This is a genomic window from Streptomyces sp. NPDC056224, from assembly GCF_042267665.1.
GTDB lineage: Bacteria > Actinomycetota > Actinomycetes > Streptomycetales > Streptomycetaceae > Streptomyces.
Window position 1 is genome coordinate 1 of the sequence record NZ_JBHJTK010000028.1, and the last position, 13,481, is coordinate 13,481.

11 protein-coding genes are annotated in these 13,481 nt (G+C 68.4%); 6 read left to right on the plus strand and 5 right to left on the minus strand.

The features are described from left to right. From ACFCZ1_RS26640 to ACFCZ1_RS26650, 3 genes are all read right to left on the minus strand, one after another. Positions 1–3,117: Tn3 family transposase (locus tag ACFCZ1_RS26640; protein WP_376680790.1), on the minus strand; the 3,117-nt coding region annotated here is incomplete at its 3' end. A 103-nt stretch (positions 3,118–3,220) separates the two neighbouring features. Further along, positions 3,221–4,489, minus strand: a complete 1,269-nt coding sequence (locus tag ACFCZ1_RS26645) for a hypothetical protein (protein ID WP_376680791.1) — start codon at positions 4,487–4,489, stop codon at positions 3,221–3,223. Beyond that, entirely contained in the window at positions 4,486–5,238 is a 753-nt protein-coding gene (locus ACFCZ1_RS26650; protein WP_376680792.1) for a hypothetical protein, read from the minus strand. The genes ACFCZ1_RS26645 and ACFCZ1_RS26650 overlap by 4 nt, the downstream gene beginning before the upstream one ends. 831 nt (positions 5,239–6,069) lie before the next feature. Between ACFCZ1_RS26650 and ACFCZ1_RS26655 the strand changes: the two genes are divergently transcribed. Further along, positions 6,070–6,255, plus strand: a complete 186-nt coding sequence (locus ACFCZ1_RS26655; RefSeq protein WP_376680793.1) for a hypothetical protein — start codon at positions 6,070–6,072, stop codon at positions 6,253–6,255. A 66-nt stretch (positions 6,256–6,321) separates the two neighbouring features. Beyond that, complete coding sequence (locus ACFCZ1_RS26660) at positions 6,322–6,513, plus strand: hypothetical protein (protein WP_376680794.1); 192 nt, start codon at positions 6,322–6,324, stop codon at positions 6,511–6,513. A gap of 152 nt (positions 6,514–6,665) precedes the next feature. On the opposite strand, the gene ACFCZ1_RS26665 is transcribed toward ACFCZ1_RS26660, so the two are convergent. Together ACFCZ1_RS26665 and ACFCZ1_RS26670 are read right to left on the minus strand one after the other, a co-directional pair. After that, positions 6,666–7,655, minus strand: coding sequence for an integrase (locus ACFCZ1_RS26665; protein ID WP_376680795.1), 990 nt, complete (start codon positions 7,653–7,655; stop codon positions 6,666–6,668). Positions 7,656–7,777: 122 nt separating this feature from the next. Beyond that, complete coding sequence (locus tag ACFCZ1_RS26670; RefSeq protein ID WP_376680796.1) at positions 7,778–8,197, minus strand: hypothetical protein; 420 nt, start codon at positions 8,195–8,197, stop codon at positions 7,778–7,780. Between the two features lie 311 nt (positions 8,198–8,508). Here ACFCZ1_RS26670 and ACFCZ1_RS26675 point away from each other — a divergent pair, with 311 nt between their 5' ends. The 4 genes from ACFCZ1_RS26675 to ACFCZ1_RS26690 all read left to right on the plus strand — a co-directional run bounded on the left by ACFCZ1_RS26675 (position 8,509) and on the right by ACFCZ1_RS26690 (position 13,302). Then, complete coding sequence (locus ACFCZ1_RS26675; RefSeq protein WP_376680797.1) at positions 8,509–9,648, plus strand: tyrosine-type recombinase/integrase; 1,140 nt, start codon at positions 8,509–8,511, stop codon at positions 9,646–9,648. Then, the gene (locus ACFCZ1_RS26680) at positions 9,645–9,971 is read left to right on the plus strand and encodes a helix-turn-helix domain-containing protein (RefSeq protein ID WP_376680798.1); all 327 of its coding nucleotides are present in this window, start codon (positions 9,645–9,647) and stop codon (positions 9,969–9,971) included. The genes ACFCZ1_RS26675 and ACFCZ1_RS26680 overlap by 4 nt, the downstream gene beginning before the upstream one ends. 2 nt (positions 9,972–9,973) lie before the next feature. Further along, positions 9,974–11,464 (plus strand): hypothetical protein, encoded by a 1,491-nt coding sequence (locus tag ACFCZ1_RS26685; RefSeq protein WP_376680799.1) that lies wholly within the window; start codon positions 9,974–9,976, stop codon positions 11,462–11,464. A gap of 980 nt (positions 11,465–12,444) precedes the next feature. Further along, the gene (locus ACFCZ1_RS26690; RefSeq protein WP_376680800.1) at positions 12,445–13,302 is read left to right on the plus strand and encodes a hypothetical protein; all 858 of its coding nucleotides are present in this window, start codon (positions 12,445–12,447) and stop codon (positions 13,300–13,302) included. Positions 13,303–13,481: the final 179 nt, after the last annotated feature.

The following is a 13,481-nucleotide window of genomic DNA, read 5'->3' on the forward strand; positions in this document are numbered from 1 at the left end:
CTCGGTACGCCGTCCCGCATGATCGATGAACGGGGCTTCGTCCTCTGATCGAGGGAGTGCGCCATCGATTTCGATCCTAAAGGTGTCCAGATAAACGTTGAGGTTGCGGTGCTTGAGCGGGGACAGCCGGGCAATGTCCTCGTCCCGCAGCTCGTGGCCCTCGGCGCGGAGCTGGGCGACGGCGGCGTCGATGTACTTCGTCGTCCACAGCACGATGGCGTTGAGGACCAGGCCGAGCGCGCCGAGCTGGTCCTCCATCCCGTCCCGGTACGCCTGGTGGATGGTGCCGCGCTTGCCGTGGCACACGTCCCGGGCCAGCTTGTGCCGGGACTCCTGCACGGTGAGCTGCCGGTTCATCTGCCGGCGGTAGGTGTCATCCACCGGGTCGACCATCCGCATCAGGTGCTCGGTCTTGGCGATCCGCCCGTACTCCGCGAACGCCTGACCCAGCGGCGTGGGGTGGCCCTCGCGGCCGAACATCCGCAGCAGGTCATAGGCACGGACCTGGTTGGTGACCAGCGAGCCCGCGACCCGGAGCATGTCCGGCCACCACGTCTCGATCTTCTTCAGATTGACCCGGTTCCGCGCGAGCGGCTCCAGCACCCTGTACGTCCCCGTCTCCACCCCGGGCATCGCCGCCCGCCAGAACCTCTGGTCGTCCAGGTCCTTGAAGCGGGGGCTGAAGTTGTAGCCCAGGATCTTGAAGATCCCGAACACGATGTCGGAGTAAGAGGCGTTGTCGGTGGCCACCATCTCCGGCTTGCGCCCGCCGTCCAGGTTCAGCAGCGCGTCCAGGATGTGCAGGGAGTCGCGCGGCGTCCCGGGCACGACCATCTGCCCGATCCCGGCGACCTGATCGTTGACGGCGTTGAGCCACGTGATGCCGCGCTTGAACCCGAAGTACTTCGGGGAGGGCGCCGCGCTGATTGTCCGGACGGGGACGACGAACCGCAGTCCGTCGACCGAGGCCAGCAGCCCGTCCCCCCAGAACTGCACGATCGGCACCTCGGACTGGGCCTCGATCAGCAGGGCGTTCGCCGCGGCGATCGTGTCGGTGCGCAGGTAGAACTGGTCGACGTGGACCAGGCGGGAGCGGGTCAGGGCCTCGTGGCCGGGGTTGGTGACCGGGGTCATGCCGATGTTGCACGCCTCCGAGACCAGCAGCGCGACCACCGAGGTGGTCAGGTCCTTCATGCGGGTGGTGCCGTCGCCCAGGTGCACGAAGGCATCGAGGAACCCGGTCCAGGAGTGAACCTCGAACAGCAGGTCCGGCAGGTCGATCTTCGGGAGCATCTTCTCGACCCGCTTGCGTAGCCAGGCCAGCGACTTCGGCTCGCCGAGCGCGCCGAGCTTCTCCACATTCAGCTTCACCCGCCCGTTCGGCAGGACGTCCAGCGACACCTTCGCGTCCTTGCCCGCTGACTCCAGGCGCTCGGCCATCTGCTTCCAGCCCGCGTCCAGGGCCCGCACCAGCTCCGCCAGGTGCTCCGCGACGGGCATGTCCAGGCTCAGCCCGGCCAGTACGTCCTCGCAGACCGCGTCCCACGCCGCCCCGTCCAGGAGCCGGGCGCGCGGGTCCGACCACCGGTGCGACGGGGAGGCGAACACGTTGCGGTTGTTCAGCGCCCGGTGCAGCTGCTCCAGCACGCACACCACGTACGCGTCCCGGTCCACCGACCCCTGCGGCAGACCGGCGTTCGCGTACACCGCCTTGCGCCACGCGGCCGGCACCAGCTTGTCGTCGACCTCGCGCGGCAGCAGCGGCTTGTCCTTCACCCGCCGCCGCGCCAGCGCGGGCAGACGCTTGACCCCGGCGAGCACCCGCGCGCCGCCGGTCGACGCCGCCAGCGCCTTCGACTCGCCCAGCAGCGCCAGGAACGGGCGCACCGTGTTGTAGCGGGTGGTCAGCGCCGCCCGCATCGCTACATCGGCCGAGTCCTCGTCCTCGGGCACCAGCGACACCACCAGCGCGGCCGCGCCCATCACCGTCTCCCGCGGGGCGACCTCCTCGACCGCCGCCCACAGCGCCGCCGCGTCCAGGTCGGCGCCGTGCGTCTCCACCAGCTCCAGCTCCTCGAACAGCACCTTCGCCGCCCGCGCGAGCGTCCGGGACGCCTTCTCCAGCTGCGGCAGCGTAGACAGGCGCTCCTTCTCCGTCGCCCGCTTCGCCGTGCTGATCAGCCGGGTCGCCATCAGGACCTGGAACAGGTCCAGGGCCTCGTCGATGGCCTTCGCCTCCAGGTGCCGCATCACCGCGGTCATCATCGCGGTGCGCTTGGGCTCCTCCGCCCGCTCCAGGCTCGCCGCCTTCGACCCCAGCCCGTACCGGGCCAGCGCGGCCAGCCGGTTCGGCGGGACCTGCGACAGCCGCACCCGGCCCAGACCGAACGCGCCGATCTCATCGACCCGCTCCAGCGACCGCGCGAACGCCGTGCCCGTCGTCCGCGTCGGCGGCCGGCGCAGCCGCTCCAGCTCCGAGAACCGGGCGCCCTCCGGCGTCACCAGCGTGGCCACCAGATCCCCCGGCAGCGCCGCGTCCGCCCGGTGCGCGGCCCTGGCGACCGTGGCGTGCAGCCGCTTCTCCGCGACCGCCCGGACCTCCGACACCTTCCGGGCCAGTACCGACACCCCCGGCAGCAGCACCCGGTGCCGGCGCAGCCAGCCCACCGCCTGGTTGAACAGCGCCACCGGCCCCTCGGCGTGCGTCCAGGCCCGACCGTGCAGGAACGTACGGAACCTCCGCCCCCACTCCGCGACGTCGTACTCGTGGTACTCGTACACGTCCCGGATCTCCCACGCGTGCTCGTAAGCCGTCGGCTTGCGCTCGGTGTACTGCTTCACGCAACTGACGTCCTCGATGTCGAGCTGCTCCCCGAGGTACTCCACCACCGCCCACGGAACGTCCAGCGGGTCGTCCGGGAGGAACCGGCCGATGTAGCGCACGGTGCACATCTGAAGGGCGAACCCGAGCCGGTTGTGATCACCGCGCCGCTTCGCGATGAGCTTGCGGTCCTCGTCGTCGAGGAAGAAGAACCGCTCCAGCTCCGGCCGGGTCGGCTCCTCGTTGAACTTCCCGTACGAAGCCGCCTGCTCGTCGGTCAAGAACTGCACTGGCATGGACCTGACGCTAACGACGCCCGCAGCCGCTCAACGATCTTCCGCCGAACCCCCGCGCCATGCCGATCGCCTGTGCTAGAAGCCCATGATCACCGGCTTAGCGTTAACCGCTGTACCGCTGTTCCCCGAGGCCGCACCCGGCGGCGGCAGCCTTTGAAGGACGGCCCCAACCCTGGCCCCGGTCGATCGCCGTGAGCAGCGCAGGCTCCCAGCCGGCGGCCGCGAGCGACGCATCGTCGGTCAGGCCCGCGTCGGCGAGGACGGACAGCTGCAGTGTGTGCTCAACGCCTTCCGCCCACGCGTCGCGTACGGCCTGACGGGCGGCGACGCGAGCGGCCAGTTCGGCGGTGGTGCCCTTCTCCTCCTCCCGCAGCATCGACAGCTCTGCGCCCCGGGCGGCGACGAGGTCCAGAAGGATCGCGGCCTTCTCGGCGTCCGGCTGCATTGGCGCGGTCTTCGCCTTGGGGGTCACCCCGCGCCGTAGCCGCTCCATGCGCGTCGGCAGCGGCTCCCATCCGGGTTCCCCGGCCATCGCATCGTTCGTCTCGGCTACCGCACGGGTCCAGGCCCGCGCCAGCCCCCGCGGCTGCAGCGGCGTGCCGGCCGGCACCTTCTGCCCGTCGTGGTGGTTGCCGTGCAGGGACACCCACAGCGCGGTGGTCGTACCGCCGACTCGGGCCATGAGTGCACGCCGCTCGGGCAGCCAGCGGCGCACCGCGTCCCGGGACAGGCCGGACAGGGCCAGCAGTTCCGTGTAGGCCTCCGCTTCGCTGGCGCCCTGGGGCCGGCGCACCACCCGCAGCTCCTCGACCGTGGGGGAGAGGTCCTCCACGGTGCAGGCGCACTGTTCTCCGGCGCGGACTCCGGTGTCGCAGACGGTCGCCCCGATGGCGAGCATCCGGATCTGGCTCGTTGTGGAGCCCGGGGCGTCGGCGAGCTGCTGCAGCTGTTCCCGCAGCAGCGCGCGGGGCCGCTTAGCGACGGGGTTCTTGCTCGGCGGGTCGGGCTGCGGCGGCAGGTCGGCGTAGTCCTCGATCCCGAGTGCGCGCACTAGGAGTTGCAGGACCTCCAGCCGGATCTTCTCGCTGTGGTCAGAGGCCTTCTTCGGGTCGCGGGCCGCCCGCAGGCGCAGGGCCCCCGTTCCGGCGAGCTCCAGGTACTTCTCAATGGGGCCGCGGGCGAACAGGTCGTTCATCGTCGCGTCCTTGCCCAGCGGATGCTCCGGCTTCTCCAGGGCCCGGCCGTACTCGCCGACCACCCACGTCACCTGGCGTGCCCGGGAGGGGCTCGTCGATGGCCAGCCGGCCACCTCTGCAGCCGCCGCCGAAAGCAGGTCGCGGCCCAGCAGGCGCCGGTCCACCGCCCCGGTCACTGGCCTGCCTCGCGGGCGGAGCAGACGCTGAGCTGTACGGCTTCCTGCTCGGCGAGCAGAGCCGTCACCTCGTTGCGGACCTTCACGGCTGCCGCTGCCTGCTGCCCGAAGGGCTCCGGCTGCGGCTTGCCGTAGGGCGACAGGAAGAGATGCAGACGGGACAGAACGCGCATCAGCGTCACCCCGTTCCCGCCGGCGGTCAGCGTGGCGACCAGTTCGTGGACGATCGAGGCGGCGTGCGGGTCGGACGTGAGGTGTGTCCACGCGCTGGAGCTATCCACCAGGCGGTCACAGAGGTCGCGAATGCGGTCATCGTGCTCCAAGCACCAGGCCTCGCCCGCCCGCTGGCGCGCCTGGGACAGGCGCTGCGCGGCGACGTCGCGGCCGCCGGAGATGCTCGCGGCACGCTGCAGGCGAAGTGCCCTGGACTCTGCGGACTGTCGAGTGGCGAAGCCCTGAGCGTCCGCGAGCCTCTGCCAGGACGCACCACGGTGTCGGGCCTGCTCGATCAGCCCCCGCTCCAGGGAGTCGAGGCGCTGGCGCGCCTCGGCCACCTGGGTGAGCGCGGCCAGGACGTCCTCCTGCGGGACCGGGCCATTGCCGCCTGGGTCGCAGCCGGACGCTGCGGTGTGCACCTTGCGCATCGCCTCGAAAGGATCCCAGTAGGGACTGCCGCCGAAATAGCGGTCGGTGAGCCGGTCTCGGGCCGCTTCGTGGAGCTCGCGACGCTGCGCTTCATCCATTGCCATGGGTGTCAGCATTTCACTGACACATCGCAGATGTCAGCGAATCGCTGACATTCGCCCCAGGTGAGTGACCCCGACCCGGTCGCGGCATGCGTCGACGGGTTCCGCCCCCCAGGACACCTGACAGGTGCTCAGCACTGGTAACGGATTGATTGCAGCTGGCTCCCTGGAGGCGCCTTGGAGTTCTTTCGGAGGGCTCTGTGGGTTCGCATTTGCCCAGCTCAGCGGCACAGCAGGGGACGTGCATGAGTGCCGGAAAACCGAGGTGGCGCGGGCCTTTCGGAACCCGACAGAATGCACGGCATGACGAAAAGAAATCGAGCGTCCCGATACAGCTCACCCAATGCCCCGACATCGGAGAAGCAGGTCCGGTACATGAGTGTGGAAATAAGGGAGCCGAAGGTAATCGAGTTCTCCGAGATTTCACGTGACGCAGTGCGTGGACTCGAAATCGAATGCAGCTATGCGGACTGGTGCGGATTCGCTGCCGTGGCTCCCACTTCGACTGGATGGGGGATGCTCCATTGCACGGTCCGTGATAAGCGGGGGCGCCGTGCCCGGATGACTCTGGCGACCAATGACCTGACCTATCACCGTGCTTTTGCAGCGGCTGGCCAGTGCGAGCGTCAAGCGGTCGTGGAGCTTGCTGTGGCCCGCTACCCGTTCAGACGACCGGGGTGGCCGGGGCCTCCACGGCAGGGTGGGAGTTGGCCTCTGGGGGATCCCATCCCTTGGACGGCGACCTATCGCGACGCTTGCCCTGACACGAGCGACGCGGGGCATCTGCACGGAGTACAGATAACCGCGTCAGGGGCAGCTAGGGAAATCTGCGCGGTGTTCGTCGAAAGCCCCAGCGGGGCCAAGTGGACCATGCTCGACGACGACCCCGTCCACGAACACTCGAAGGTCGCGATCCCGCAGTCCGCGCTCGAATTCCACATCCCTCCCGGGGTGGCGGTCATTCCCGGCTGGCCCTTCCTGTCCGGACCTGGCCGGTGCTCCCTTCCCGGCTGCGAGTGAATAAACAGGCCGCGCATTCCGATCGGGGGATGCGCGGCATCAAATCGCCCAGAAAGGAACCCCCGAATGTTTTCACAGAACCTTGCCGCCCAGTACGGCTTCCTCGCCCTTCTGGCTCCGCCGGCCTTCACCTGGTACCTGCGCCAGGTACAGCGGCTCGCGCACCTCGCTGGTAGCTGGCTCCGCCAGTTCCGCGCGTGGCTGCGCAAGAGCGGACGGCGCCTGCTGCGGTGGATGCTGGCAGGAGGCGATGAGTGAGTCGTCACCCCACCGCAGACCAACAGCCATAAGGGAGACCCCCGGCAGCTACTGCCGGGGCTCTTCATGCGCAGGTAGTGGGGTGAGCCGGAACCGCCGCTCGTTCAATACCAGGGGTCCCCCGGTACCCGCATCGATCTTGCACAGGGCTTTCAGGTGAGGTCGGCGGAGGCGTTGTCGTCCCACCCGTCCTCGCGCTGCATGTAGCCGAGCATCGAACGGGAGTGGCGTGCCCACCCGCCCTGGTCGGCGATGGCGATGGCGTCCTTGCCCTTCGTCCGGCCGATGGAGGCAAGGCCGATGCGCAGGGAGTGCCCGGTCCAGGAGATCGGTACCCCGGCCCGGGCGGAGATGCGTTTGACAGCGCGGGTGACGCTGTCGGGGACCAGCCCGCCAGTGATGTGGCCGTGCTGATCAATGCCAACGAAGGCCGGGGTGGAGGGGGCTGCCCACCGCGGCCCGTGCTCGGCGACCAGGCGCTCGCGGTAGGAGGTGTACGCGCGGACCGGGCAGATTTCCGGATCCTGGGCGTAGCCGATCTTCGCGTTGCGGACGGAGTGCTTGGTCTTGCCGGTGAGGACGGCGACGACCAGGCCGCGCGGGTGGAGGGTGACGTCGCCGCTCTGGAGTCCGGCCGGGTCCTGGGAGCGCGAGGCGTAGTGGAAGCCGGTGAAGACGAGCGCCTTGTCGCGTAGACCGGCCAGGGTGTCGGGGCAGGAGCGGGCGATAGCGTACAGGCCGTCGATGTCGGCGCTGACCGCCTGGCCGCGGCCGCGCCGCTCCCCGGCCTGCAGGAGTTTGACCTCCAGCCCGCCCAGGGCCTTGCGGGCCATGGCCTGGTCATCGCCGCTGACGGCGACCCCGCGCTCGCGCAGGCCGACGACGACCGCGGCAAGGTGGGTGCCGGCGGAGCTCGGCGCGTACCCGTTCCCGTTCTGCTGGCCCTCGCGCAGCATCCAGGCCACGAAGGCGACCAGGGCGCCGCGGGAGCCCTCCAGTTCGGGCAGGCCGGCGCCGGTACAGAACCGGGTCCACACCCGCCACGACTTCTTGTACGTGTCGACGGTGTTGTCCGGGGTGATCTCGGCGGCGACCGCGTCGGCCAGGTCCTCGGCCTCGGCCAGCCGACGGGCGGCGTCCACTCCGTGTCGTTCGGCCCACCGCTCGATTAGTGCGTGTCTCTCGGCGGTCGGGCCCGGTGCGGTCATGGGCTGGTGCCCGCCGAGGCCATCGGCTGGCGCCAGGAGAGGCGGGGTAGCCGTCGTCACGGGTGAGCCCGCTCGGCGCGCTTCTTCTCCGCGAGCTGCTCCCGCGACTTGAGCAGGCGGCGGGCTCCCTCCACGGCGTCCTCGATGTCGGTGTGCTGCACTCGCCTCCACCGCTTCACGTCGTACCCCTCGGTGCCCTTCCATCCAAGCCAGACGGTGAACACGACAGCGTTCCAGGCGTCCATACGGGCCTTGAGGGTCTCGGGGTCCTCGTCGTGGAACAGAAGGTTGAGCTGGTCGACCAGCGTGCCGGCGGACTCCTGCAGCGCACGGGCGGCACGTGCCTCGGCACTGCCCGCAGGGTGGCGGTCGAGCAGGTCCTGCACGCGGGCCTTAAGGAAGGCCGAGATGGCATCCGAGTCGGCCTTGGTCAGCTCGTCGGCGTTGAACGGGGCAGGGCGAGGCTCGTCGCTCATGAAGTAGGACACGGGTTGGTTTCCCCTCCGTTCGGATGCGCAGGCGACGGGGCGTCATGTCCCGTTCTGTCGCATCGGATAACGGGAGGTTATCCGACGTGAAGGGATGTGAATTGCATCAGACGCGAGAACTCGCCCCTCCGCGATAGGAGCCGCCGGAGCAGGCAAGATCCGACGGCTCGCCACGTGGGTGAGCCGTCCACGAGCCCCTTGAGCTGCGCCGCAGCACCCCGCGTGACCTGCCAAGACCTCGGTCGTTCTCATCTAATGAACGATTCATTCGCCCTACTCGCGGCGTGTTGGGGGTTGGCGTGGGCGGTTCTTCATGGAACGTGCCGGGGGCGGCACCGTCGCTGTTCATCGTGGGCGGTGCACCCCTGCTTCATCCGGAAACTCAGGTCTTCGAAGGCATGCTCGCGGGGTGGCGGGACCAGCAGCTGGCCCGAAACCTGAGCAAGGGAACGATCGAGGACCGCCTGTCGGCGGTCCAGCGGTTCCAGCGCTTCACCAACGAGTGGCCGTGGACTTGGCGCCCGGCCGATGTCGAGGAGTACACCGCCCACCTCAGGAGCGATGGCCGGGAACGGTCCCACTCCACCATCCGCGGATACCACGGCCACGTCCGACTGTTCCTTGAGTACGCCGCCGACCCTCGCTACGAGTGGACAGCCGTCAGCGAGCGGCTCTTCGGCACCCATCCGTCGCAGGTGTTCTTCGAGTGGAACACCGCCGTGCACGTGGCCGAGTACGAAGGCCGTCCCGGGCGGCGAGCCCTGACCAAGGTGGAGCTCCAGCAGTTCTTCGACTACGCCGACGACCAGGCCGCCGCTGCCCGCACGTCGGGCCGCAAGGGCTGGCTTCCGGCCATGCGTGACGCGACCGCAATGAAGGCCACCTACGCCTGGGGGCTGCGGCGTCGTGAAGTGATCAAGCTGGACCTGGCGGACTTCGGACGCAACCCGCATGCTCCCGAGTTCGGTGATCTCGGCGTCGTCTATGTCCGTTGGGGCAAGGCGTCGAAGGGCTCAGCGCCCAAGCGACGCAGCGTTTTGACGGTCTTCCCGTGGTCGGTCAAGGTCCTTGAGCAGTGGGTCGGCAGCTACCGGACCCTGTTCGAAACCGCCGCCAGCAGCGGCGCCCTCTGGCCGAGCGAACGATCACCGCGCCTGGATATGGGAGCGCTGGGCGACCGGTTCGCCTCCTACCGGGACGCGCTCGGTCTACCGCAGGAGCTGACCCTGCACTGCCTGCGTCACTCGTATGTGACGCATCTGATCGAAGCCGGATACGACCCCCTCTTCGTCCAGCAGCAGGTGGGACACTCCTACGCCTCCACCACCGCGCTCTACACATCGGTGTCATCGGACTTCCGGACCCGCACGCTGCGCAAGGTCCTGGACGGCACGATCAGCCGCGCGATCGGCGCCGCGACCGGAGAGGGACTCGGATGATCAGGCGGTTGGGTTACCACTGGCACCTGCGGCGGATCATGGCCGCGCACAATATCTGGAAAACCACCGAGCTCATCCCGCTTCTGCGCGAGCGAGGCATCAACCTCTCCACAGCACAGGTCTACCGGCTGGTCACCGACCGGCCCGAGCGCCTGTCCCTGCCAGTCCTTGCCGCGCTCTGCGACATCCTCGACTGCTCTCCGGCCGACCTCATCGAGCCCTACGTCGAAGCGGACCGCCGCAAACGCACCGCCGGCGAAGCCGCCGTCATCGAGATCAACTCCGACTTCCGGCCCGAACGCGCCGGCATCATTGAGGACTGAGAGTGCCCGCACCGCGCAAGTACACATCCGACCCGAACCGTTGGCCGGCCTGCGTCCGCTGCGGCTCCTGCTACCCCGCCAGCCAGCAGTGGCCCGAGGGCACCGTCTGCTTCTACTGCGTCCGCGCCGCCCGCAACCGCCTGGGCACCTGCGCCGAGTGCGGTCACACCGGCATCCTGCCCGGCCTCGATCCCCAAGGCCGCCATGTCTGCGTCCGTTGTTGCGAAGTACCGATCGAGGTCCAGTGCAAGCGATGCTGCGAGGAGAACCTGGCCAACGACAGCAACGTCTGCTGGCGCTGTCTGCTCTCGGACAGGATCAACAAGCTCCTCGTCGGGCCCGGCGGCGCAATACCCGAGGGTCTTCAACCACTCGCGCAAGCCATCGTCGGGATGCCTCGGCCGAACAGCGGGTGGGCCTGGATCCACATGAACCAACGCGTGCCTGATCTCCTGCGGGGACTGGCCAGCGGCGACATCCTCCTCAGCCACGAGGCTTTCGACTCCTTGCCGCGGTCCAGGACGGTCGAGTACTTACGCGGTCTTCTCGTCACCCATGGCTGCCTGCCTTGGCGCGACGAGCACCTGGTCGCATACGACCGCTGGCTCGCATCAAAACTCGACGCCATCGCCGATGCTGAACAGCGCAAACTCGTCGAACGCTACACACGCTGGCATGTCATCCGACGCCTGCGGGACAGCTCCCACCAAGGGCCCATGACCGCGAACTCGTTCCTGCGGGCCAAGCAGCACACCACCCTCGCCATCCAGTTCCTTCAATGGCTGGCGGACCGGGGGCGACAGCTCAACGAGTGCACCCAGCACGACGTCGACGCCTGGTTCGGTGGCGGCACCAGCACACGCGGCCACGCCAATAACTTCCTCTACTGGGCCATCAAGCGGAGACTGGTCCGCAAGATCGCAGTTCCCTGGCAACCACACGGGAACGGCCCGCTGGCCAGCGAGAAGGACTACATCGAAGCGCTTCGCGCTCTCCTTCTCCATGAAACTCTGCCCACCGCACACAGGGCCATCGGCATCATGCTCGTGCTCTTCGGACAGCCGGTCTCCAAGATCGTCACCATGCGCATGGACGAGTTCCGTGAAGGCCAGGAAGGGCTACAGGTCAAACTCGGCAAGGACTGGACGGACGTACCCGAGCCAGCCGCCGCTGTGATCCGCTTCCATCTCGCCTCACGTCCCGGCCTCAGCACGGCGGCGAATCCGCATTCTCCCTTGGCGTTCCCCGGCCGGATGCCCGGTCGAACGATGCACGTCTACTCCGTCGCGGCGATCCTCCGCGAAAGCGGTATCCCCGCCATGGCCACGCGCTCCAGAGCCTGGATGCAGATGGTCCGCCACGCACCGCCGTCCGTCCTCGCCGACGCTCTCGGAATCAATCCCAAGACCGCGATGCGCTACGCCGAACGAGCCGGAACGGACTACTTGGCTTATGCGACCCTGCGCTGGCCCGTGGGCTCCGATGATTCGTGAACTCGTAGGAAACGGGGCCAGGCCTCGTGCACTACGGGCAGTCGTAGCGCTGTGTGAATGGACGCCCAGGGCAGACGTGGCACTCAAAGAGGTAGACACCACCCAGGTCGCCCAGCACCAGGTTCGGGCCCGCGGAGGGAGTGTGCCCCTCTTCGACCGGGGTCCAGGCACGCCGGGACACGGCGTCGGCTTCCGTGCTCTCTACTGTCAGTAGGTGTTCCATTCGATTCCCGCATTCGGTACATTCCGGCCACTCTGGGTCCTGGCACCAGCCGGGATATCCAACCAGTTTCGTCCCGGGCGCGGTGGAGAGGTGGCTTTGGTAGTCCCAGCCCGTCTCCTGGTCCAGGTCCAAGAATCGGAACTCCAACTCGTCCCACATGTCGTCATGAAGATCCCAATAGGGGTACTCCGTCACCAGCTCTGGATGCACCACACAGGGACGTGGGACGTAGTTCTCCCACAGCTCAGCCGGGGTTGGAGGAGTCTCCAGCACCTTCCCGACCGAGCCCGCCTTTCGCCATTGGACGTGCGGAAGGACCCAACGATGGCCGCTGTGCTTCCGTGGGCACCACAGAACTTGGAGTAGATCGCACCCTTCGGGAAACGGGACGATGCCAGGAACGCTGGTGCGGTAGATCTGTACAACCGGCACCATCGGCGACCCCTCGTGCTCGGGGCACAACGGCCAGGCCTCCTCGGCCGGCCACAGCAGCGGGCCTCCGACCGAGCTGTCTTGGCTGGTCGGCTCACCCACACGTGGGTGAAGCCGCACGGTCTCCTTCCGAAGGGGTGCTACCTCGGGAAACAGCTGCTCAACGTCCACTGGTCGCGGCGGTGTATGGCGGGTCACGTCGACAGGCTACGAGAGAGCGACTGCGCACGGACTGGCCGGTCTCACGCGTTCTGCGGAGGAGGGTACTCGCCCCTCATGAATAGCCGTCATTACCAACAACCTCGTCCACCGCTACCGTTCCGCCATGACGACCACGCCCCGCCCGCGCTTCTCCGTCCGTACCGGCCTGGCTGCCGCTCCGGAACACGACGGCCCCTTCGAGGACGTGCCCAAGCACTTGCTCGTGCCGCTCCAGATCTGGGTGCGCGGCGTCTTCACCTCCGGCGGCTCGTCGCGAGAGCACGTCGCTGCCCCGGTCTGCGTCCGGTTGCGCATCCCGCCGTTCACAGACCCGCGCTACCAGGACCCCCAGTACGTGAAGCCCCTCATCGGGACGACAGGCGTCCAGCTGCTGGACGTGGTGGACGAAGTACTGCACACCGGCCTCGCGACCGGTGCGAGAGTCGAAAGGCTCAGTGAGCTCCTCGACGACGCCGGGTCGGCCTACCGGGTCAATGAGGAGGAGGACGGGTTGGAGATACGGGTCACCCCGGCCGTCCGCGACGCGGTACGCCAGACCCTCGCCGACGCGGCGGCCAGCCCCGCCGCCGGATCGGCCGCCGACCACCTGGCAACGGCGTGGCAGGCGGCCTACGGGCGCAGCCCTGATCCGGTGCGCGCGTACAGCGAATCCATCAAGGCGGTGGAGGCCGCAGCACACTCCGTCATCCAGCCGAACAACGCGAAGGCCACCCTGGGGACGATGCTCGGCGAGATCAGGAACGCCCGGCACAAGTTCACCACCGCGATCCCCAGCCCGGCCGGCGACCCGGTCGCCCCGGTCGAGGCGATGATGCGCACGCTGTGGGAGGGGCAGACCTCGCGCCACGGCGCCCAGAGCGGAACCGTGCCCGAGACCCTGGAAGCCGCCAGGGCGGGAGTCCACCTTGCCGCTGCCCTGGTGCAGTGGTTCGTCTCGGGAGCAGTGATCCGCACGCCCTGACTGGCTCGGCGCATGGCCGCGAGAGCTTCTTCGAAGTCGACCTGCTCGTCGCCGCTGGCTTTCGCGCAGCTCAAGGCCCGTTTCAGGAGTGCGTTTCGTAGGCCGACTGGAAGGAAACGACCCCGTGAAACGCAGCGGCTGCATGGATGCCCTAGCTGCGTGATGTTGCAACGGGGCCC

Excerpts from the sequence above, each read along its gene's own strand:
- ACFCZ1_RS26650 (WP_376680792.1), bottom strand. The coding sequence starts at position 5,238 with ATGGCAATGGATGAAGCGCAGCGTCGCGAGCTCCACGAAGCGGCCCGA.
- ACFCZ1_RS26660 (WP_376680794.1), top strand. The coding sequence starts at position 6,322 with ATGTTTTCACAGAACCTTGCCGCCCAGTACGGCTTCCTCGCCCTTCTG.
- ACFCZ1_RS26670 (WP_376680796.1), bottom strand. The coding sequence starts at position 8,197 with ATGAGCGACGAGCCTCGCCCTGCCCCGTTCAACGCCGACGAGCTGACC.
- ACFCZ1_RS26680 (WP_376680798.1), top strand. The coding sequence starts at position 9,645 with ATGATCAGGCGGTTGGGTTACCACTGGCACCTGCGGCGGATCATGGCC.
- ACFCZ1_RS26690 (WP_376680800.1), top strand. The coding sequence starts at position 12,445 with ATGACGACCACGCCCCGCCCGCGCTTCTCCGTCCGTACCGGCCTGGCT.